Below are 19,788 nucleotides of genomic sequence, written 5' to 3'. Positions count from 1 at the left end.
CCCAGCCCTGAGCCACGTCGACCCACCTTCCCGAAGGACCCTTCATGACTACTACCACCACCGCCATTGCGGCCCTGGCCGTCCTCGTCCTGCTCGTCCTGGCCCTCTCGCTCAAGATCATCACCCAGTACGAGCGGGGCATCGTGTTCAGGTTGGGGCGCCTGCGACCTGTCTACGACCCCGGCCTGCACCTGGTCGTTCCCTTCCTCGAGCGCCTGGTACGGGTCGACACCCGCGTGGTCACCCTGACCATCCCGCCCCAGGAGGTCATCACGGAGGACAACGTGCCGGCGCGCGTCAACGCCGTCGTCCTGTTCAACGTCACTGACCCGGTCAAGGCCGTCATGGCGGTGGAGAACTACGCGATCGCCACCTCCCAGATCGCGCAGACCACGTTGAGGTCCGTCCTCGGCCGGGTTGACTTGGACACCGTGCTCGCCCACCGCAGCGCCCTGAACGCCGACCTGCGAGACATCATCGAGAAGCTCACCGAGCCCTGGGGCGTGGAGGTCAGTGTCGTCGAGATCAAGGATGTCGAGATTCCCGAGCAGATGCAGCGGGCCATGGCTCGTGGGGCCGAGGCCGAGCGTGAGCGCCGCGCCAAGATCATCAACGCCCGCGGTGAGCTCCAGGCCTCCGAGGAGCTGCGCCAGGCGGCCGACACGCTCTCGAAGTCACCGGCCTCTCTCCAGCTGCGTTACCTGCAGACCCTCCTGGAGCTCGGCGCCGACCAGAACTCCACGGTCGTCTTCCCCCTGCCGATGGACATCATCGGACCGCTCCTGGAGCGCTTCGGTCCCCAGGGCGGCCTGCCGGAGGCTAACGAGGGCGAGGGCGGCGAAGGAGCTGGCGCACCGCGTCACCGATGAAGACTGCGACCGCCGCCCACACCAGGACCATGGCCGCCCATCGGGCCGGCGGGATCCGCTCGTGGAAGGCGCCCCAGGCCAGCAGGAACTGGATGGTTGGGGCGATGTACTGTCCCATCCCGACCACGGACAACGGCACGCGCCTGGTCCCGGCGGCGAAGAGCAGCAGGGGCACGGCCGTGACCGGGCCGGCCACCACGAGCAGCGCCAGGATCCACCACCCTTGATCGGGGGCCTGCCAGGCCGACTGCCCCTGCCAGGCCAGGTGGCCCAGGTAGGCGAGCGCGGCGGGAGTCACGACGGCGCTCTCCACCGTCAGCCCGGTCAGAGCGTCCACGTCGGGCCCGAGCTGCTTCTTGACCAGCCCGTACAAGGCGAAGGAGAAGGCCAGCGCCAGGGAGATCCACGGCAGCGAGCCCTGCAGCACCACGAGGAGGGCCACTCCGGCGCTCGCCAGCGCGATCGAGACCCGGTGAGCGGGGCGCAACCGCTCATGCAGTACCAGTGAGGCCAGGGCCACCGTCACCAGCGGGTTGATGAAGTAGCCCAGGGCGGCGTCGGCCGTGCGCGCGCTGTTGACGCCGTAGACGTAGACGAGCCAGTTGACTGAGACCAGCAGCCCGCAGACGGCCAGCATCCCCAGCAGGCGCGGTGAGCGCACCACGTGAACCAGCTGCGCCCAGCGGCGTCGCAGGGCGATGAGCGTCAGGCAGGAGACGAGCGTCCAGAGGATCCGGTGACCGATGATCTCCACACTGCCGGCGGCCGAGAGGAGGTGGAAGTAGAGGGGGAAGACGCCCCACAGGGTGTAGCAGCCGATGACCAGAGCCATCCCAGTGCTGTCGAGCGTCCCTGACGCCGAGGTCGCCGCGGCCTCAGGAAGGGCCGGTGGCGTAGCGATGGGGCCGTCTTTCGAGGAGGATGCACCAGGGGAGGAGCTCATTGTGATCTGTTCCTGATCCGTTCGCGCTCGGGGATGGCTGCGGTGACCGTGTCGCCGCTCCGCGTAGCATAGTGAGGCGCACTGGACCGCCTCGGAAGGGGCCGCTCTTTCGCGGGTGAGGACGGCGCGCCGATCGGTCCCGATCGCTCAGCCCCGGGCCTGACAGGCCCGGACCCCGCACGTGAAGGAGCCCCGCCATGGCCGACGCCGCCCGCGCCCGCAAGGTCGCCGACCGCATTCATGAGACTGTCGCCCGCCTCCTTCAAGGGCGAATCAAGGACCCACGCCTGGGCTTCGTCACCGTCACCGACGTCCGTGTCACCGGCGACCTCCAGCAGGCCACCGTGTTCTACACCGTCTACGGCAGCGATGAGGAGCGGGAGGAGACGGCCAAGGCGCTGCGCTCAGCCAAGGGACTCATCCGCTCCGAGGTTGGTAAGGCCCTCGGCATCCGCCTGACTCCTTCACTGTCCTTCCAGCTCGATGCCCTCCCCACCACCGCCAAGACCCTCGAGGACGCCCTGGCCCAGGCCCGGGTGCGTGACGCCCAGATTGCCAAGGTCGCCGAGGGCGCCACCTACGCCGGTGACGCCGACCCCTACCGCCACGATGAGGAGGATGAGGAGGCCGGGGACGGCGACCCCCAGACCGAGGAGGCCGGCCAGGAGCCCGCAACGGATGCCGAGGACCTGTGAAGGCCTCTGAGCGGGCCGAGCCCGTGGAGCGGACCGGCCGCGCACGTCGTCGCCCCGACGTCCCCCGCGGCGCGGTCACCGCTGCCGACGGGATCCTCGTGGTCGACAAGCCCCAAGGGCTGACCAGCCACGACGTCGTCGGCGCCACCCGCCGCCTGGCCGCTACCCGCAAGGTGGGGCACGCCGGCACCCTCGACCCCATGGCCACCGGCCTGCTGCTGCTGGGCATCGGGCGCGCCACCCGCTTCCTCACCTACCTGGTGGGGGCCGACAAGACCTACGAGGCCACCGTTCGCCTCGGGGTGGAGACCACGACGGAGGACGCTGACGGGCAGATCGTCGCAGCCCGCGGCTGCCGGCCCTCGGACCTGCCCGAGGGCCGCCTCCGGGAGGCGCTCACAGGCCTGACCGGGCCGATCCAGCAGGTGCCCAGTGCGGTCTCCGCCATCAAGGTCGACGGCGTGCGAGCCCACCAACGCGTCCGTGACGGGCAGGACGTCGAGCTGCAGGCCAGGCCCGTCACCATCCACGAGCTGCGCCTGACCGCAGAGCCCCGGAAGGCGATCGTCGAAGCCGACGGCGCCCTCAGCGACGGCCCGGACGCAGCGGAGGCCGTCGACATCGACATCCTCGTCTCCTGCTCGTCGGGCACCTACGTGCGCGCCCTGGCTCGGGACCTGGGGCGGGCGCTGGGCTGCGGGGCTCATCTGACCGCGCTGCGGCGCACCGCAGTGGGCCCCTTCGACATCGACGAGGCCCACACCCTGGCGGACCTGTCCGCCCAGGTTGAGACCGACGCCTCCATCCCTGAGCCTCACGGGGTCACCACGCTCCCGCTGGAGGAGGTCGCCCGGCGCTGCTTCAAGCGCCTGAGCCTGACCGAGGGCGAGGCACGCGCACTGCGCTACGGCCAGCCCCTTGACGCCGAGGTCCTGGAGAGGGCCGAGGCACCCGAGGGCCGGCGGCTGCAGGCCTCTGCGAAGACGGCTGAGCAGCGCGTCGTCGCCGGATTCGCCCCCGGTGGGCGCCTCGTGGCACTGTTGAGGCACCAGGGCCCACGTGCGCGCCCGGTACTGGTCCTGGACCCGGCCTGAGACGCGCACCCGGGCCGCCGGCCCGTCCGGCGAAAGCACACCCGATGAGCACCTTTGCGTGAGGAGACATGATGAGCCAGACCGGAGGATGCCGCTGCGGATGCGGCGGGCACGGCAAGCGCAACGAGCAGGACGAGCGGGCCGCCGCGCCCGCAGTCGCCCAGCCGGTGGGTGAGGGATACCGGCCCGAGCCCGCACAGACCTCCCCGGAGGTCGTCGACGCCGTCGCCATCGCCTCAGCGGTGACGACGGCCCTGGGAGCGGGAGCGCCGCAAGGCGTCACCCCCGGGCACAAGGCCGGTAACCTGCTGGGTCTGCGTGATGTCTCCGCCTCCGCCTCGGGCGGTGGCGGTTGCGGCTGCGGAGGCCACTGACCCCGCCCCGTCACACGCTGTGGCGCTGGAGGGCCTCAGTGACCGTCGTCAGGCGTGAGGGGCCGTCAGCCTCCTCGTACCGTCCCAGGAGCAGGTCCTCCGTGATCTGCCCGTCCACGAGCACCAGGACACGGTCGGCCCGGGCCGCCACCTGGGAGTCGTGGGTGACCATGACCAGGGTCGTCCCCGAGGTGTGAATCTCCCCGAGCAGGTCGAGGATCTGCAGCGCGGTGGCGGAGTTGAGCGCTCCTGTGGGTTCGTCGGCGAAGACGATCCCGGGGTCGTTGATGAGGGCCCGGCAGATGCCGGCGCGCTGCAGCTGGCCTCCGGAGACCTCGGTGACGCCGCTGGTGGCCAGCTCGGCGATCCCCATGCGCTCCATGAGCTCCTCTCCACGCGCCGTGACCTCGGAGCGCGGACGCAGGCCCGCCAGGAACCCGGGCAGGACGATGTTGTCCAGCAGGCACAGGGTGGTCATGAGGTGCGCCTGTTGGAAGACGAATCCGAAACGCGTCAGTCGCAGCGCCGCCAGCTCCTTCTCACTCAGGCTCGTGATCTCCTGGCCGCCCAGGAGTACCGAGCCGGCGTCGGGCTGGTCCATACCGCTCAGGCAGTGCAGAAGGGTGGACTTCCCGGACCCGGAGGGCCCCATGATGGCGACGAACTGTCCCTGCTCGACATCCAGGTCGAGGTCTCGCAGGACGGGGGAGTGGTAGCTCTTGGACAGGTGCTGGGCCCGCAGGACCGGTTGCCCGGCTCCCACGGGGACGGCCGGTCCCGCGGCTGCTGATCCGGTGCGCCATGGGGAACGCGATGGGGTGGAGGCACGCATTCTGTCTCTCCTTACTCGCCGGTGGTCAGGGTCATGGTCAGGGGCATGGTGCGTAGGCGTCTGAGGGCCAGGGCGACAGCGCCGACGACGGTGGCCAGCAGTGCCCCTGGTAGGACGAGTCCCACCAGCCACCAGTTGGGGAGGAGCTGAAGGTCGGGGGCTCCGCGTGAGGCCATGACCGCCCCGATCGCGGGGCTGCCCAGAGTGGAGGCCCCCAGGAGCCCCAGGGCGGTCCCCACCAGCGCCAGGAGGCCGAAACGGATGAGGTACTGCCCCGCAACTGCCCGTCTGGTGCACCCCAGCGCCATCAGGACGCCGATCTGAGGCCGCTCCCGCGAGACGATGAGGACGGTGAACAGCACCGTGATGAGGAAGGACAGCCCCAGCGCGATGGCGCATGCCAGTGTGGTGACGACGCGGACCTGGGAGCCGGTGGCCCCGAAGAACTGGGCGGCATACTGATTCATGCTGACCGCCTGGATCCCCGGGTACTCGCCGCTCAGCTGCTTGGCGAGGGCGCTGGCCTGCTGAGTGGAGCCGGCGTCGGCGTAGACGATCTGCCACAGTGCGGGGGCGCCGTCGTCGAAGGTGGCCTTGGCGGTATGCCCGTTGTTGGTGATGTCCTGGTAGACACCCGTGACTGTCAGGTCCTTGTCGCCGTCGGCGGTCCGGACGGTGACCGTGGCGCCTTCCTTGGCGCCCGTGTCCTGGGCCTGGCTGTAGGACAGGGCGATCTCGTCGTCGGTGGTGGGGGCGCGCCCGGAGAGGTACTCCATGGGGAAGGCCTCATGGTCCCCGATATCGATGAGCGCCGTCTGCCAGCCGCCAGCGGCAGTGGACATCTTGTAGCTGCGGCGCAGCATCGTGGTGTGCCGGGTGACGCGGGGGTCGGAGTCGACGGCCTTCTCCACGGCGGCCAGGTCCTGGACCCCGGCGCGCACGTCGACACGCAGGTCGGCCCGACCGGCCCCCAGGTAGGTGGCCACACGTGGGTCGCTCAGAGTCGAGGAGACATTCGTCGGCAGCACCATGGTGAAGGTGCACAGCGCCAGAACACCGAGCATCAGGGCGTTGGAGGGGCGCAGTGCCTCGCGCGCCCCGAGCCACACCTGAACCGGAAGGCGGCGAAGGGTGGTCAGTCTCCAGCGCTGCCGGCGTGGGCGCAGGGAGGCGCTGGTGCCGCTGCGCAGAGCCTCGATGGCCGAGATGCGGCCGATGCGCCGCAGAGCCAACCAGGTGAAGCCGATGACTCCGAGCGCCAGAACCAGAACCGTGAGGATCGGCAGCCCCACGCTCCACAGGGTGGTCGCGGGCCGACCCAGGTAGAGGGTCGTCGGGGCCTCCAGGGCGGTGGCCAGGGGCTGGCCGGCCACGTAGCCCAGGGCCGCCCCCAGCGCTGACAGAGCCAGGTACTTGGCCACGTAGAGGCGGCGTATCCGCCCCAGTGGCGCCCCGATGGCCTTGAGCACGGCGATCTGGGCCAGGTCCGTCTCGACGGCCGCCAGCACCGTGTAGCGCAGGGCGAGGACGGCGACAACCGCCAGAATGACAGCCACCACCAGGGCCACTGCCACGATGAGCATGGCGTTGAGTGAGTTCATGAGCTGGATCATCGAGGCGCTGATGTTGATGCCGTTACTGGGCAGACCCGCCTCCTTGTAGGCGTCGATGACGCCGCCGGGACGGGTGGAGTCGGTCAGGCTCATCTCAATGAGGTACTCGGGCTCGGTGATCTGCTGCTCCAGGGCGGAGAAGTCCTCGGGCGAGACCACCAGGCGCTTGGAGGGGATCATGGCGGCATTCATCTGGGCGTCGCGTGCGAATCCCACGACGGTCAGGGTCGTGGTCCTGCCGGCACTGCTGACGGTCACGGTGTCGCCGACATCGGCGCTGTTGATCGCCCGGTAGTGGATCGGCAGCACCACCTCTCCCGGCCCCGGGCTGACGGGTTCGCCGTCGTCGTCGAGCAGGAGGTCGAGGTGCTTGGGAGAGGTGACGAAGGCGGGCTCGTTGTAGGACTCGGACTGGTTGACGCCGTTGATGGACAGCTCCTGGCGCGCTACTGGAAGGGTCTTGATGACCTCGTGGTCGGTGACGTCGCTGCGCGCCTGCGCCCACGTCTCGATCGCCTGCCGGTCGTGGTCGTCAATACGGCCGGAGTGCATCTGCACCAGGTCCGGCAGCTTGGCCCGCTGCGAGAGCCGGTGCGTGGCCGACAGGCTGTCCACCACCAGGGATGTCCCGGCCGACATCAGTGTGGCCGCCAGGGCGATGAGGGCGGTCAGGGTGGCGGCCACAACGGCGCCGCGCGCCAGGTCCGCCTTGAGAAGTCGCATCAGCATGACAGCAGCCTCCTTGGAGTCTGTCCTCGGTCTTGCGGGCTCTTTCCCGGATGAGGGATTCCCAGGTGAGGGAACGGTTCTCGACGCTAATCGACTGACGGTCGGTATCGAGAATAGACTGACGGTCGAAACGCGTCAAGGCGTGTCGAGGGCGGCTGGTTCGCATCCGGCCGCGCCCCCGTGGCAGGGTTGTCCCGCGCACGCACCTCTCCCGACCCGGCGGGGTGGGCGGGGGCGTGTGGATGCGGATGAAGACAGGGGTGCGGTGCGCCCCACGGGCCGATGAGAGCAGGAACAGCGACAGTGGAGGTCTGGTACGGCGCCGAGCAGGTGCCAGCGAGCCTGAGCGCTCCGGGAGGGCCGGGCGCCGTGGTCACGATGGGCATCTTCGACGGCGTCCACCGCGGGCATCAGGCGGTCCTGGGGCGCGTCGTCGAGCTCTCCCACGAGCTCGCCCACGGCGACCGGCGGCCCCTGGCCGTCGCGGTCACCTTCGACCCCCACCCTCGTAGCGTCCACCAGCCCGAGGCCGACCTGCCCCTCATCGCCTCCCTGACCGACCGCCTGGCCTCCCTGGGGGACCTCGGTCTCGACGCGGTCCTGGTCATCACCTACACCCTCGACTTCGCCGCCCAGAGCCCGCAGGACTTCGTGCGCACCTGGCTGGAGGAGCTGCTCGGGGCTCGCGCGGTCGTCGTCGGCGACGACGTCCGCTTCGGTTGGCGCAACTCCGGGGACGCCGCCACCCTGGAGCAGATCGGTCGCCAGGACGGCTTCGAGGTGGAGATCGTCTCCACTATCCGCTCCGACGAGGGGCGTCGCTGGTCCTCGACGTGGATCCGCCAGTGCCTCAAGGACGGGAACATGCGGCAGGTCAGCCGGGTCCTGGGCCGTCCCCACCGGCTGCGCGGCGTCGTCGTGCGAGGTCTGCGCCGCGGCCGCGAGCTCGGGTTCCCCACCGCCAACCTGGAGGCCGCCACCGCCGGTGTCGTGCCGCCCGACGGGGTCTACGCCGGCTGGCTGATTCGCGGCTGCGCAGACGAAGGCGATGTCCAGCGGCTGCCCGCCGCCATCTCGATCGGCACCAATCCCACCTTCGACGACGTCCCCCAGCGCACGGTCGAGGCTCATGTCCTGGGGCGAGCCGACCTCAATCTCTATGGCGAGGAGGTGGGGGTCGAGCTCGTCGAGCGCCTGCGCCCCATGCTCGCCTTCGATGGGCTCGACGCGCTCCTGGTGCAGATGCGCGCCGATATCGAGGACACCGCCCGGATTCTGGGAGTCCCGGTCCCCGAGCCGATCCGTCCCGAGGACGTCACCGCGCAGTAGCTCCGGTGTGTGCGTCGAGCCTTCGGGGAGGTGCTCGCCGTCGGAGCCTGACCGTCGCATCCCGCTTCCGCCCCGGAACTGTGCCGGTTCGCACAGCCTCTGGCGTGATCGGAGGCAAGCGGCGCTGGTAAGGTTGGCGGGCCGTCGATCGGCCACGGATACCTCATGCCCGGGAGAACCTGCCCCGGCGCTCCGTGCAACGAGACCCGAAGGAGTCCGCATGTCGGTTACCGCAGAGCGCAAGCAAGAGATCATCGCCGAGTACGCCACCCACGAGGGTGACACGGGCTCCCCGGAGGTCCAGGTCGCCATCCTCACCGAGCGCATCTCCAACCTCACCGAGCACTTCAAGGGCCACACCCACGACCACCACTCGCGTCGCGGCCTCTACCTGCTCATCGGTAAGCGCCGTCGCCTGCTCGACTACCTCATGAAGGAGGACATCGAGCGCTACCGTGCTCTCATCGCCCGCCTCGGCATCCGCCGCTGAGCGCGCTGACAGCCTTGAGCCGTGCGGCCCGGCCCCCTGGAGGGGAGCCGGGCCGCACGGCGTTTCCGGGCCGCCTCGCCCGCGCTCAGAGCAGCGAGGTGTAGAGCGCCTTGATGTCCTCACGGGTCGCAGGGCGCAGGACCGCTTCGTCCTGCCGTTGGTCACCAATTTGTCACGATCGAGTAAGACCGGTCCAGGAAATCGCCGGTTCCGCGCGTCCCATCTCACGTGGCATCCTGTGGCGCTGATCGGCATCACGAGGCCGCGCACGATAGAATCTGCGCGGCTGTGCCCTCGTGTACTCGCCGGCTCATCGATGCTCTCCCAGCGTGCGAGCCGGTCAGGAGTGCGCAGGTGGCGCAGTCCGCCCCCGGGAAGAGACCCGGGGAGCGGCCGGCCCCGTCGGTTTTCGGTGGTGGCCTCCGGAACCGTGCTCGCGCCGTCGGATCAAGGAGATCCGCGTATGGCAGCGCTCGGCTCCGTGGGCCTCGATCGAAGGCCACGGACCCGGCACGACGATCGCGAGAAGAGAGACTTCATGTTCATTGACGACCCCGAGGTCACCGCCGCCGAGGCAGTGATCGACAACGGCTCCTTCGGCAAGCGCGTGGTGCGCTTCGAGACGGGCCGCCTGGCCAAGCAGGCCGCTGGAAGCGCCATGGCCTACCTCGACGGTGAGACCGCCGTCCTGTCCGCCACCACCGTGGGCAAGCACCCCAAGGACCAGTTCGACTTCTTCCCCCTGACCGTGGATGTCGAGGAGCGCCAGTACGCCGCCGGCCGTATCCCCGGCTCCTTCTTCCGCCGCGAGGGCCGCGCCGGAACCGCCGCCATCCTGGCCTGCCGCCTCATCGACCGTCCGCTGCGCCCCTCCTTCGTCAAGGGCCTGCGCAACGAGGTCCAGGTCGTTGAGACCGTCCTGGCCATCCACCCCGACGACGACTACGACGTCCTGGCCATCAACGCCGCCTCGATGTCCACCCAGATCGCCGGCCTGCCCTTCTCCGGGCCCGTGGCCGGTACCCGCCTGGCCCTCATCGACGGGCACTGGGTGGCCTTCCCCCGCTACTCCGAGCAGCAGCGCGCCACCTTCCAGATGGTGGTGGCCGGCCGCGTCCTGGAGTCCGGCGACGTCGCCATCATGATGGTCGAGGCCGGTGCCACCGAGCACGCCTGGGAGCTCATCAACGCCGGGGCCGTGGCCCCCACCGAGGCCGTCGTCGCCGAGGGCCTGGAGGCCGCCAAGCCCCATATCAAGGCCCTGTGCGAGGCCCAGCTCGAGGTCGCCCAGCACGCCTCGAAGCCCACCGCCGAGTTCCCCCTCTACCTGGACTACACCGACGAGCAGTACGACGCCGTCGAGAAGGCCGCCGAGGCCCACGGCCTGGCCGCCGCCATCGCCACCGAGGGCAAGCAGGCCCGCGACCTGGCCACCGACGCCGTGCGCGACGAGGTCCTGGCCGAGCTCGCCGAGTCCTTCCCCACCGAGGAGGACACCAAGGCCCTCAAGGCCGCCTTCCGCTCCGTGACCAAGAAGATCGTGCGTCACCGCACCCTCACCGAGGGCGTGCGCATGGACGGTCGTGGCCTGAAGGACATCCGCACCCTGGCCGCCGAGGTCGAGGTCCTTCCCCGCGTGCACGGCTCGGCCATCTTCGAGCGCGGCGAGACCCAGATCCTGGGCGTGACCACCCTCAACATGCTGCGCATGGAGCAGCAGGTGGACGACCTCTCCCCGGTCACCCACAAGCGCTACATGCACAACTACAACTTCCCGCCCTTCTCCACCGGTGAGACCGGCCGCGTGGGCGCCCCCAAGCGCCGCGAGATCGGCCACGGCAACCTGGCCGAGCGGGCCCTCGTGCCGGTCCTGCCCACCCGCGAGGACTTCCCCTACGCGATCCGCCAGGTCTCCGAAGCCCTGGGCTCCAACGGCTCGACCTCCATGGGCTCGGTGTGCGCCTCCACCCTGTCCCTGCTCAACGCCGGTGTGCCGCTGCGCGCGCCCGTGGCCGGTATCGCCATGGGCCTCATGCACGAGGTCATCGACGGCGAGACCAAGTGGGCCACCCTCACCGACATCCTCGGCTCCGAGGACGCCTTCGGGGACATGGACTTCAAGGTCGCCGGAACCCGTGACTTCATCACGGCCCTCCAGCTGGACACCAAGCTCGACGGCCTGCCCTCCGAGGTGCTGGCCGGCGCGCTCGGCCAGGCCCGCGACGCCCGCCTGTTCATCCTCGACGTCCTGGCCCAGGCCATCGACGCCCCCGACGAGATGGCCCCCACGGCCCCGCGTGTCCTGGCCGTGCGCATCCCGGTGGACAAGATCGGTGAGGTCATCGGCCCCAAGGGCAAGATGATCAACCAGATCCAGGAGGACACCGGAGCGGACCTGACGGTCGAGGACGACGGCACCGTCTACATCGGCGCCTCCGACGGCCCCTCGGCCGAGGCGGCCCGCGACGCCGTCAACGCCATCGCCAACCCGCAGATGCCCGAGATCGGCGAGCGCTTCGTGGGCACCGTGGTCAAGACCACGACCTTCGGCGCCTTCGTCTCGCTGACCCCCGGCAAGGACGGACTGCTCCACATCTCCCAGATCCGCCGGCTCGTCGGCGGCAAGCGCGTGGAGAACGTCGAGGACGTCCTCAACGTCGGGGACAAGGTCCAGGTCGAGCTGGCCGAGATCGACCAGCGCGGCAAGCTGAGCCTGCACGCGGTCCTCACCGACGAGCAGCTCGCCGCCGAGGCCGAGGGCGAGGCCTCCCGCAAGGCCTCCCGTGAGGGCGGCTCGCGCCGCGAGGCCAAGGACGAGGACGGCGAGCAGCCGCGCCGCGAGCGTCGTCCGCGCCGTCGTCGCATGCGCAGCGCCGAGTCCTCCGAGGAGGAGTGAGACCCGTTCAGCGGCCCTAGCCGACTGACGCATCTCTCCGGTGTCCCCGTCCGGTCCTCTGGGCCGGGCGGGGACACCGTCGTCATCGGGGCAGTGCGTTCGCTGCGCGCGGCAGCACGCGGCCGGGTGCGGGAACGACACCGGGCCCGCCAGCCCGCTAGTCTTCGCGGGTGACCAACCCAGACATGCGCGCCGGATCAGCCCGGCAGGCGGCCTCTCAGCCCTCCTCGACCCCCGCGACCGGGCAGTCCTCGAGCCCGACCGACTACGCCGAGATGGAGCTCGGGCGCGGGCGGCCCGGTCGCGACGGCACCGAGCTGACCCTGCACGACGACGGGGCTCTCACCCGCCGCTCCGTCCTGCCCGGAGGGGTGCGAGTCATCACCGAGTCCGTGCCGGGGCTGCGCTCGGCCTCGATCGGCATGTGGTTCGGCGTCGGCAGCCGCGACGAGGTGCCCGGCCAGGAGGGCTCCACCCACTTCCTGGAGCACCTGCTGTTCAAGGGCACCGCCACGCGCGATGCCCACGACATCGCCGAGGCCTTCGACATGATCGGTGGGGAGTCCAACGCCGCCACCTCCAAGGAGCACACCTCCTACTACGCCCGCGTGCTCGCCCCTGACGGTATGCGGGCCCTCGACGTGCTCGCCGACATGGTGACCTCCTCCCTCCTGGAGCCCACCGACGTCGAGACCGAGCGCGGTGTCATCGTCTCCGAGCTGGCCGACGCCGCCGACGACCCCGCCGACGTCGCCCAGGAGGCCTTCGCCCGCGCCGCCTTCGGTGAGGACACGCCGCTGGGCCGACCCATCGGCGGCACCAACGAGACCGTCACCGCGGTTCCGCGCGACGCCGTGTGGGAGCACTACAAGCGCACCTACGCCTCCGACACCCTCGTGGTGGCCGCCGCCGGCGCTGTTGACCACGATGAGGTCTGCGAGCGGGTCCTGGCCGACCTGGCCGCGGCCGGCTGGGACGCCTCACCCGATGCCGTCCCGCGTGAGCGTCGCTTCGAGGTCGAGCCCTTCGCGCCCCTGGACGTCCACGACATCACTGTCCCGCGCGAGAGCGAGCAGAGCCACCTGTACCTGACCTGCCAGGGCATCGCCGTACGCGATGAGCGGCGCTGGGCCATGAGCGTGCTCACCACCATCCTGGGTGGGGGCATGTCCTCGCGCCTGTTCCAGGAGGTGCGTGAGAAGCGGGGCCTGGCTTACACCACCTACGCCTTCGACACCTCCTACGCCGGTGCCGGCGCCTTTGGGCTCTATGCGGGCTGCGCCCCCGGCGACGTCGATGAGGTGTGCGCCGTCATGATCGGTGAGTTCGAGAAGCTCGCCGAGCACGGCGTCACCGAGCGGGAGATGATGCGCGCCCGCGGCCAGCTGCGCGGGGCCATGGTCCTCGGGGGAGAGGACTCCCTGGCGCGCATGGGTCGCCTGGGGCGGGCCGAGGTCGTCACCGGGCGCCTGCGCTCCATGGAGGACAACCTGCGCCGCCTGGAGGCCGTCACCCCTGAGGAGGTCCGGGAGATGGCCGCCTGGCTGGTGGAGCAGAAGCGCGCCCGCATCCTCGTGGGTCCGGTCGACTGACAGCTGCCGACAACCGATGGGGTCGATGGCCCGCTCATCGAACACCGCCGGAGCCAGAAGAGGGGCTGAGTGTCCAAATCGGTGACAAAGGCGCGGATCGCTCTCATCCAGCCGATGCGCAACCCCATGATTCCAAGGTTCTCCAGCCTGCGCTCTAAGAGATGGAGGTCCTTTGTATCCGAAATGGACACCAACAAGCTGATTCCAGTCGTCGGCCCCTGGTGCTACTGGTCCGCGTGGGCCGGGTCTTCAGTCAGCGCCGGAAGCCGAAGGCGGCACTGATGAGCTGATCGAAGGCGCGGTCGGGCAGGACCCGACGCGCGGCAATGAGCGGCTTGGCCATGAAGCCCACAGCGTAGCGGGTCCGAGGGTGACGGGCGGTGACGATCTTGCCGACGGTACGAGCGATGACCTCCGGCGGGGAGTAGTGCCGCCGGTTCGACTCGCTGCGCATGGCTCCGGCCACGTCTCGGATCTGGTCGGCGTAGGCACTGCCCTCGGCCGTTGCCTCCAGGTGGTCGGCGGCGATCGATGCCCATTCGGTGCGGATGCCGCCGGGCTCGACCACGACGACGTCAATCCCGAAAGGAGACAGCTCGATGCGTAGCGCGTCACTCAGGGCCTCGACGGCGTACTTGGTGGCGTGGTACCAGCCGCCCAGTGGTGTGGTCAGCCTCCCGCCGATGGAGGAGATGTTGATGATGGTGCCCGAGCCCCGGGTTCGCATGTGCGGGGTGATGAGCTGGGTGAGGCGCGCCAGACCGAAGACGTTGACCTCGAACTGGCGGCGGGCCTCGTTGATCGGGACGTCCTCGATGGCGCCGTAGGAGCCGTAGCCGGCGTTGTTGACCAGGACGTCGATGCGTCCGGTCTCCTCCAGGATGCGGTTGACGCCGGAGCTCATGGAGGCGTCGTCGGTGACGTCCATGGCCAGTGGGCGGATGCCGTCGGCGGTCAGGGCCTGGAGACGGTCGGTACGACGGGCCGCACCGTAGACGATGTAGCCCAGTGCCCGGAGCTTGTGGGCGGTGTCCTCGCCGATGCCGGAGGAGGCGCCGGTGACGAGGGCGACCCCGGTACCGGGCGCCTTGGAGAATGCCTGGGGCGCGGCGGCTGGTGCTTGCTCCGCGGTTGTAGTCACGAGCGGTTCCCTTTCTGATGATGTGGGAGTGCCTTCAGCATCCATCATGATTGGTGACTCTGTTCGGATCGACTCCCGGCTGCTCCCCCGTGGGGGACGCATTCAGTCTCCCACCTGAGGCGGATCCCGAACGTCCAGGCGCTGGACAACCGGAGTTGGTGTCGGGAGGCGGACGTGACCTCGTGGTGGGTGGGTGAGTCGCTAGGGTGGGGCCATGACGATTCGCGTAGCTGTTGTGGGCGCCGCCGGGCGCATGGGATCGACCGTCTGCCAGGCGGTGGAAGACGCCGAGGGCCTTGAGCTCGTGGCTCGCCTGGACGTGGGGGACACCCTCGACGCCGAGCACCTGGCGGGTGCCGACGTCGCCGTCGACTTCACCGTCCCCAGCGTCACCGAGGCCAATGTCCATGCCCTGCTCGACGCCGGAGTGAACGTCGTCGTGGGCACCACCGGCTGGACCGAGGAGTCCTACGGGCACGTCCGCGAGCACCTGGCCCGGCCCGAGGCCGCCGGCCGCAGCGTCCTCATCGCCCCGAACTTCGCCCTGTCCGCCGTGCTGGCCATGAGCTTCGCCGCGAAGGCCGCCCCCTACTTCGAGTCCGCCGAAGTCATCGAGCTCCACCACCCGAACAAGGTCGACGCGCCCTCGGGCACCGCGGTCGCCACCGCCCAGGGCATCGCCGCGGCCCGTGCCGAGGCGGGCCTGGGCGCTATGCCGGACGCCACGCAGACCGACCCCGACGGCGCCCGTGGGGCCGTCGTCGACGGCGTCCACGTCCACGCCGTGCGCCTGCGGGGGCTGACCGCTCACGAGGAGGTCGTGCTCGGCAACCCCGGCGAGCAGTTGACCATCCGCACCGACTCCTTCGACCGGGCCTCCTTCATGCCCGGCGTGGTCCTCGCCGTGCGGCAGGTCTCCAGCCGCCCCGGCCTGACCATCGGCCTGGACGCCCTGCTCGACCTCTAAAGCGCAGGGAGGAGCCGCGAGCCGGTCGAGGCTGGTTGGTCTGGGACCGGCGAGGTACTACAGCGAGGCCGCCCAGCAGTCCTCAGTGATGCCCTCGCCGACGCCGAGCACCCGGTGGGCCCCGGTGGGCGCCATGCCGACCGAGGACAGGAGCCGGCTGATCGATTCGTCCCCGCGCACCGCCCAGGCCACGAGCGCCCTGGCGCCGTCCTGACGGGCCAGGTCCACGGCGGCCGCCAGGAGCCGGGAGCCGTGCCCGCGGCGCTGACTGGCCGGCTCGACGCCGAGCGCCGTGACCTCCACGGCCTGCACCCCGGCCTCGTCGACGTGCCCCTCGGCGTCCATGGACTGGGTGGGGGCCAGACCCAGCAGGCCCACCACCGTCCGGCTCACAGCGTCCGCCTGGGCGGTGGTGGCCACCAGGACGTGGTGCTCGGGCGAGGGCGGCTCGGTCACCGCTGCCTCCCAGCCTGCCGCGATGACGGGGGCGGCGATCATCGCCCGTACGCCCTGGGGCAGCGGCGCACTGTGCTCGGCGGTGTGGCCGGCCTCCAGGGAGGCGAGCATGGTGGCGGCCTGGACCTGCCCGATCGCCGTCAGGTCCTCCGCCCGAGCCGGGCGCACGAAGCCCCCCGACGCCTGGGGGCCGTCTTGGTCATGCTCCGCACAGTTGTGGGCGTCCGGGGAGTGGCGGTGCGGGGCGCGCGTATTCGCATCCGGGTTCAGCCCGGCCAGAGGATCGGCGCCCAGGACGGAGCCGTCCCGGCTCCCGGAGGACGATGACGGCGATGCAGGCGAGGGGGTTGTGGAGGTCATGGACCGAGCCTAAGTGACGGCCCTGACGGGCCAACGAGCCCAGGCGGGAACGCAGGCGCCTATGAGACAGATCATGAGAAGGGACCCTCGGCTGGCCGGGGGCACGTTAGGGTGGCGCCATGAGCTCAGCCCCCTCCCGCAGCTTCGGTTCCGTCGGCGTCGCCATGGTCACCCCCTTCACGCCCAGCGGGGAGGTCGACTACGACGCCGCCCGAGCCCTGGCGGTCAGCCTGGTCGACGACGGCGCCGACCTGATCCTCCTGTCGGGCACCACCGGTGAGTCCCCGACCACCCACACTCCCGAGAAGCAGGAGCTGATCCGTCAGGTCAAGGACGCCCTGGCCGGACGCGCCATGATTATGGCCGGCGCCGGCTCCAACGACACCGCCCACGCGGTGCGCATCGGCGTGGCCTCCCAGGAGGCCGGCGCCGAGGGCCTGCTCATCAACGCCCCCTACTACAACCGCCCCAGCCAGGAGGGCGTCTACCGGCACATCAACGCCGTCGTGGAGGCCACCGACCTGCCCGTCATGGTCTACGACATCCCCGGACGCACCGGCGTGAAGATCACCGAGGAGACCCTGGCCCGCCTGGCCGAGAACCCCCGCGTCAAGGCCGTCAAGGACGCCACCGGTGACGTCGAGCAGGGCTTCCGTCGCATGGAGTCTACCGGCTTGGAGTACTACTCCGGCGACGACGGCCTCAACTTCGCCTGGCTCACCCACGGCGCCTCCGGCGTCATCTCCGTGGCCGCCCACGCCGACGCCCACTCCTGGCGCCAGATGATCGACGCCGTCGACGCCGGCGACCTGGCCAGCGCCCGCACCCTCGCCCGCAGCCTGCGCCCCCTGGTCCACGCCATCATGGGCGGCGGGCAGGGAGCCGTCATGGCCAAGGAGGCCCTGCACCTCCAGGGACGCCTGCCCAGCCCCGCCCTGCGCCTGCCCCTGGTGCGAGCCGAGGAGACCGAGGTCGCCACCCTGCGCGATGTCCTGGCCGCCTCCGGGCTGCTCTGAGAACCGGAAGGGCACTGCCGTCATGCGCATGTGGTCGCTGCACCCGAGCCACCTGGACCGTGCGGGCCTGGTGGCCTGCTGGCGCGAGTTTCTATCCGCCCCGAGTTCTTTATCTTACAAAGTGAGGGTTATCTACAGAGCGAAGGAAGTTACCACTGACCCCGGTAAACACAAGTAATCGCCATAAATGAGAATAACCCTCGGTGGCTGGATCGGGTGGAGGATAGACACTTGAATGCCGCATGAAAATCTTAATGCTTTCAAGTAGTGTTTTAAACTGATTTGATTTGAACCGACCACGTAAAAAGGAGACCTGTTTATGAGAGCACCTAAAAACGAAAGTACAGGAAGTTCAGGGCAAAGTGCAGTCAAAGCAGAGTTTGAATACATGGGGTGGGGTGCTGGGTCGATGCCCGAACATGATAATGGAACAGATTTATACCTCACTGCCCGAGATGATCAAAGGTTTGAGTTAGGTGTGATGATGGCATGTCAAGTGAAAACCGGAAATAGTTACTTTAGTAACCCTCTGAAGGATGGAGAAAAAGTTGAAGGTTGGTGGTTTACAGAAGACCGTGAGCACTTTGAGTATTGGCTAAATCACTCTATACCGCACATTATTGTACTGAGGAATCAGGAGGAAAGGAAGTCATATTGGGTGCACGTTACTGATGATAACGTGAGAAATAGAGACCTAAAGTGGCCAAAGATTTTGGTCCCTGCAAATCAATTAGTCGAAGAATCACAGAACGACGCTCTTCGAGAAGTCGCCTGTAGTCAGCTACCTAAACCTAATTGGACTAACTCAGTATTATCGGCATCGAGTAAGATTTCGGTCGAGGATAGACTTCGGTATGCATTAATTGCACCACGCTTGATTGCGCCGAATTTAAATGTCGAATCAGTCAGGTGTAATGCGCTTACTTCCGGTATTTCGGGAGCGCAAGCGCTTGCGCTTTCTATGCTAGGAAACTTGGAGCGGACCGAGCGTCTACAGTACTTTCCTGACTATCGTTTCAAAACATCAATTCTTTCTGCAAGCGATACCAAGGAATTCGGATGGATTGCCGCCAAGGCAGTAGATTCTTACATAAAGAATCGGGACTTTGGAAACCTAGAAACTTTGCAAGATAAGGCGGTCACACCCGAGGAGAGAATCGTTGCAACAATGATTACGACTGTCGGACTATTTGAGTTAGGTGATGCTGAAAAGGTTGCTTCAGTGATACGTCAAGAACTAGGGTTAATTGGCGAAGATTATACCGAGATAGATTCTTATCAGTCAGAGAAAAATATCCGTCCAGTCGATGTTGCTTGGCTGCAGGCCCAACTTGCCAGAGCATTGCTTGAGATAGGAGAATATGAGAGTGCGTTTAACTGCGCGTTGAGGGCTAAGCAAGTTGGACATGAGTTCCCCTCGGATCCTACAGCCCTAGCTATTGCTGGAACGTCTTCAGTAACGGCATTTCAATCTGCGCCTTGGAGTGAGCATAATAATTATGATTACGATGTCACTCTTAAAGCGTACGACAATGAGGCAATATGGTGGCGATCAGAGATCTTTTCTCTGGGGTTGTCCGTATATTTGGAGAATAAATTTATTGATCGCATGGAATCGGTTGTCAGCGGTCATGCAAGCAACGGTTATGTCGATGAGAATTCTGGTAAGTACTTGCGATCGGCGGCGTTGATCTGCTCTTTTTCGGGTGATCAAAATGGCTGGCGGGAAGTGAATAAACAGACGGCTTACGCCCTGTTTGCCACAGCAGAGAGTGTAGTAGATGCGAGGCTTGCTCTAGAAGTTCTAGAATCGGCGCAAAGAGCTGGCGATGTTAAGGATGCGAAATTATTTGCCGACTACCTTCTTAGCTCAGGAATTTCTAAGAGTCCTGAATTTTTGAAATCTGTCTATAGTAAGGTTGATCTCGCTAAGTCGACTAGAACAACAGCTCATTTTGACTTAAATTTCCTAATTAAGTTTGGCGATAGCCTTAATGTGGGTGACGCTAATCTGCTGTGCGAATTCATTTTGCGAGAACTGAGGGACCCACAAAGATTTTCATACTTACTGGAAAGGTATGCAGAAATTCGTAATGAACTCAATAATTCATATACAGTAGAACATTTACTAAGTTTGCTTCAATCTATTTATGTGCACTTAGATGGCGAGCATGTTTTCAGTTTAGTGAGTTGTTTGCGTGATATTGTTTTTGATATGAGTATTGTGGACCCTGTTTTAGGCGTATGTTATCAAGTTAGGAAATTGGTTGAGATAATCCCTGGCGACGCTTGGGTATGTGGTGGCAGGGAGGCCGTTGTAAGTAAGATAGACGAAGGTATAAGTTTCTGGGAAGAGCTAGTAGGCGATAGTGATTTGTAACTTAAGGAACTG

17 protein-coding genes are annotated in these 19,788 nt (G+C 67.3%); 12 read left to right on the top strand and 5 right to left on the bottom strand.

What is annotated here, in order from left to right; genetic code table 11:
• Positions 1-44: 44 nt before the first annotated feature.
• A complete protein-coding gene (locus HMPREF9058_RS06805) occupies positions 45-869 on the top strand; it encodes a slipin family protein (protein ID WP_003786350.1) in 825 nt (274 codons plus the stop codon).
• Here HMPREF9058_RS06805 and rarD read toward each other — a convergent pair.
• Positions 820-1,812 carry an EamA family transporter RarD gene (gene rarD, locus HMPREF9058_RS06800; protein ID WP_009747599.1) on the bottom strand — a complete coding sequence of 331 codons (993 nt, stop codon included), beginning with the start codon at positions 1,810-1,812 and terminating at the stop codon, positions 820-822. The two genes, HMPREF9058_RS06805 and rarD, sit on opposite strands and share 50 nt — an antisense overlap.
• Positions 1,813-2,009: 197 nt before the next feature.
• On the opposite strand from rarD, the gene rbfA reads away from it, so the two are divergent.
• From rbfA to HMPREF9058_RS06785, 3 genes are all read left to right on the top strand, one after another.
• Positions 2,010-2,507: a 30S ribosome-binding factor RbfA gene (gene rbfA / locus HMPREF9058_RS06795; RefSeq protein WP_009747311.1), complete on the top strand. Its 498-nt coding sequence runs from the start codon at positions 2,010-2,012 to the stop codon at positions 2,505-2,507.
• Positions 2,504-3,601: a tRNA pseudouridine(55) synthase TruB gene (truB, locus tag HMPREF9058_RS06790; protein ID WP_009747578.1), complete on the top strand. Its 1,098-nt coding sequence runs from the start codon at positions 2,504-2,506 to the stop codon at positions 3,599-3,601. Before rbfA ends, truB begins: the two co-directional genes overlap by 4 nt.
• 71 nt (positions 3,602-3,672) lie before the next feature.
• The gene (locus HMPREF9058_RS06785; protein WP_009406136.1) at positions 3,673-3,975 is read left to right on the top strand and encodes a hypothetical protein; all 303 of its coding nucleotides are present in this window, start codon (positions 3,673-3,675) and stop codon (positions 3,973-3,975) included.
• Positions 3,976-3,985: 10 nt separating this feature from the next.
• Here HMPREF9058_RS06785 and HMPREF9058_RS06780 read toward each other — a convergent pair whose 3' ends face one another.
• On the bottom strand, positions 3,986-4,807 hold the full coding sequence (locus HMPREF9058_RS06780; RefSeq protein WP_009406400.1) for an ABC transporter ATP-binding protein: 822 nt from the start codon (positions 4,805-4,807) through the stop codon (positions 3,986-3,988).
• Between the two features lie 11 nt (positions 4,808-4,818).
• Positions 4,819-7,149, bottom strand: a complete 2,331-nt coding sequence (locus HMPREF9058_RS06775; RefSeq protein ID WP_009405542.1) for an FtsX-like permease family protein — start codon at positions 7,147-7,149, stop codon at positions 4,819-4,821.
• 303 nt (positions 7,150-7,452) lie between these two features.
• On the opposite strand from HMPREF9058_RS06775, the gene HMPREF9058_RS06770 reads away from it, so the two are divergent.
• The 4 genes from HMPREF9058_RS06770 to HMPREF9058_RS06755 all read left to right on the top strand — a co-directional run bounded on the left by HMPREF9058_RS06770 (position 7,453) and on the right by HMPREF9058_RS06755 (position 13,456).
• Complete coding sequence (locus HMPREF9058_RS06770) at positions 7,453-8,478, top strand: bifunctional riboflavin kinase/FAD synthetase (RefSeq protein WP_009405713.1); 1,026 nt, start codon at positions 7,453-7,455, stop codon at positions 8,476-8,478.
• A gap of 220 nt (positions 8,479-8,698) precedes the next feature.
• Positions 8,699-8,968 (top strand): 30S ribosomal protein S15, encoded by a 270-nt coding sequence (gene rpsO / locus HMPREF9058_RS06765; RefSeq protein WP_003786006.1) that lies wholly within the window; start codon positions 8,699-8,701, stop codon positions 8,966-8,968.
• Between the two features lie 538 nt (positions 8,969-9,506).
• Positions 9,507-11,864, top strand: coding sequence for a polyribonucleotide nucleotidyltransferase (locus HMPREF9058_RS06760; RefSeq protein ID WP_009406102.1), 2,358 nt, complete (start codon positions 9,507-9,509; stop codon positions 11,862-11,864).
• Between the two features lie 185 nt (positions 11,865-12,049).
• Entirely contained in the window at positions 12,050-13,456 is a 1,407-nt protein-coding gene (locus tag HMPREF9058_RS06755) for a pitrilysin family protein (RefSeq protein WP_009747354.1), read from the top strand.
• A gap of 253 nt (positions 13,457-13,709) precedes the next feature.
• On the opposite strand, the gene HMPREF9058_RS06750 is transcribed toward HMPREF9058_RS06755, so the two are convergent.
• On the bottom strand, positions 13,710-14,642 hold the full coding sequence (locus tag HMPREF9058_RS06750; RefSeq protein ID WP_050798020.1) for an oxidoreductase: 933 nt from the start codon (positions 14,640-14,642) through the stop codon (positions 13,710-13,712).
• A gap of 169 nt (positions 14,643-14,811) precedes the next feature.
• Between HMPREF9058_RS06750 and dapB the strand changes: the two genes are divergently transcribed.
• Entirely contained in the window at positions 14,812-15,564 is a 753-nt protein-coding gene (gene dapB, locus HMPREF9058_RS06745; RefSeq protein WP_009405631.1) for a 4-hydroxy-tetrahydrodipicolinate reductase, read from the top strand.
• A gap of 57 nt (positions 15,565-15,621) precedes the next feature.
• On the opposite strand, the gene HMPREF9058_RS06740 is transcribed toward dapB, so the two are convergent.
• On the bottom strand, positions 15,622-16,380 hold the full coding sequence (locus tag HMPREF9058_RS06740) for a GNAT family N-acetyltransferase (protein WP_009406098.1): 759 nt from the start codon (positions 16,378-16,380) through the stop codon (positions 15,622-15,624).
• A 119-nt stretch (positions 16,381-16,499) separates the two neighbouring features.
• Here HMPREF9058_RS06740 and dapA point away from each other — a divergent pair, with 119 nt between their 5' ends.
• The 3 genes from dapA to HMPREF9058_RS13050 all read left to right on the top strand — a co-directional run bounded on the left by dapA (position 16,500) and on the right by HMPREF9058_RS13050 (position 19,776).
• Positions 16,500-17,396 carry a 4-hydroxy-tetrahydrodipicolinate synthase gene (gene dapA / locus HMPREF9058_RS06735; RefSeq protein ID WP_009747402.1) on the top strand — a complete coding sequence of 299 codons (897 nt, stop codon included), beginning with the start codon at positions 16,500-16,502 and terminating at the stop codon, positions 17,394-17,396.
• The gene (locus HMPREF9058_RS13785) at positions 17,368-17,574 is read left to right on the top strand and encodes a pyrimidine dimer DNA glycosylase/endonuclease V (protein ID WP_368072132.1); all 207 of its coding nucleotides are present in this window, start codon (positions 17,368-17,370) and stop codon (positions 17,572-17,574) included. Before dapA ends, HMPREF9058_RS13785 begins: the two co-directional genes overlap by 29 nt.
• Positions 17,575-17,715: 141 nt before the next feature.
• Positions 17,716-19,776 (top strand): DUF4365 domain-containing protein, encoded by a 2,061-nt coding sequence (locus tag HMPREF9058_RS13050; protein ID WP_009747293.1) that lies wholly within the window; start codon positions 17,716-17,718, stop codon positions 19,774-19,776.
• Positions 19,777-19,788: the final 12 nt, after the last annotated feature.

It is taken from the genome of Actinomyces sp. oral taxon 175 str. F0384 (genome assembly GCF_000223355.1).
Taxonomy (GTDB): Bacteria; Actinomycetota; Actinomycetes; order Actinomycetales; family Actinomycetaceae; genus Actinomyces; species Actinomyces oris.
This window is presented reverse-complemented; position numbering and strand designations above follow the sequence as displayed.

Coding starts and splice junctions, on each gene's coding strand:
- dapB (WP_009405631.1), top strand. CDS start 14,812: ATGACGATTCGCGTAGCTGTTGTGGGCGCCGCCGGGCGCATGGGATCG.
- rpsO (WP_003786006.1), top strand. CDS start 8,699: ATGTCGGTTACCGCAGAGCGCAAGCAAGAGATCATCGCCGAGTACGCC.
- rbfA (WP_009747311.1), top strand. CDS start 2,010: ATGGCCGACGCCGCCCGCGCCCGCAAGGTCGCCGACCGCATTCATGAG.
- rarD (WP_009747599.1), bottom strand. CDS start 1,812: ATGAGCTCCTCCCCTGGTGCATCCTCCTCGAAAGACGGCCCCATCGCT.
- HMPREF9058_RS06805 (WP_003786350.1), top strand. CDS start 45: ATGACTACTACCACCACCGCCATTGCGGCCCTGGCCGTCCTCGTCCTG.
- HMPREF9058_RS06755 (WP_009747354.1), top strand. CDS start 12,050: ATGCGCGCCGGATCAGCCCGGCAGGCGGCCTCTCAGCCCTCCTCGACC.
- HMPREF9058_RS06785 (WP_009406136.1), top strand. CDS start 3,673: ATGAGCCAGACCGGAGGATGCCGCTGCGGATGCGGCGGGCACGGCAAG.
- HMPREF9058_RS06760 (WP_009406102.1), top strand. CDS start 9,507: ATGTTCATTGACGACCCCGAGGTCACCGCCGCCGAGGCAGTGATCGAC.
- HMPREF9058_RS13050 (WP_009747293.1), top strand. CDS start 17,716: ATGAGAGCACCTAAAAACGAAAGTACAGGAAGTTCAGGGCAAAGTGCA.
- HMPREF9058_RS06775 (WP_009405542.1), bottom strand. CDS start 7,149: ATGCTGATGCGACTTCTCAAGGCGGACCTGGCGCGCGGCGCCGTTGTG.
- HMPREF9058_RS06740 (WP_009406098.1), bottom strand. CDS start 16,380: ATGACCTCCACAACCCCCTCGCCTGCATCGCCGTCATCGTCCTCCGGG.
- HMPREF9058_RS06780 (WP_009406400.1), bottom strand. CDS start 4,807: ATGCGTGCCTCCACCCCATCGCGTTCCCCATGGCGCACCGGATCAGCA.
- HMPREF9058_RS13785 (WP_368072132.1), top strand. CDS start 17,368: ATGTCCTGGCCGCCTCCGGGCTGCTCTGAGAACCGGAAGGGCACTGCC.
- dapA (WP_009747402.1), top strand. CDS start 16,500: ATGAGCTCAGCCCCCTCCCGCAGCTTCGGTTCCGTCGGCGTCGCCATG.
- HMPREF9058_RS06750 (WP_050798020.1), bottom strand. CDS start 14,642: ATGGATGCTGAAGGCACTCCCACATCATCAGAAAGGGAACCGCTCGTG.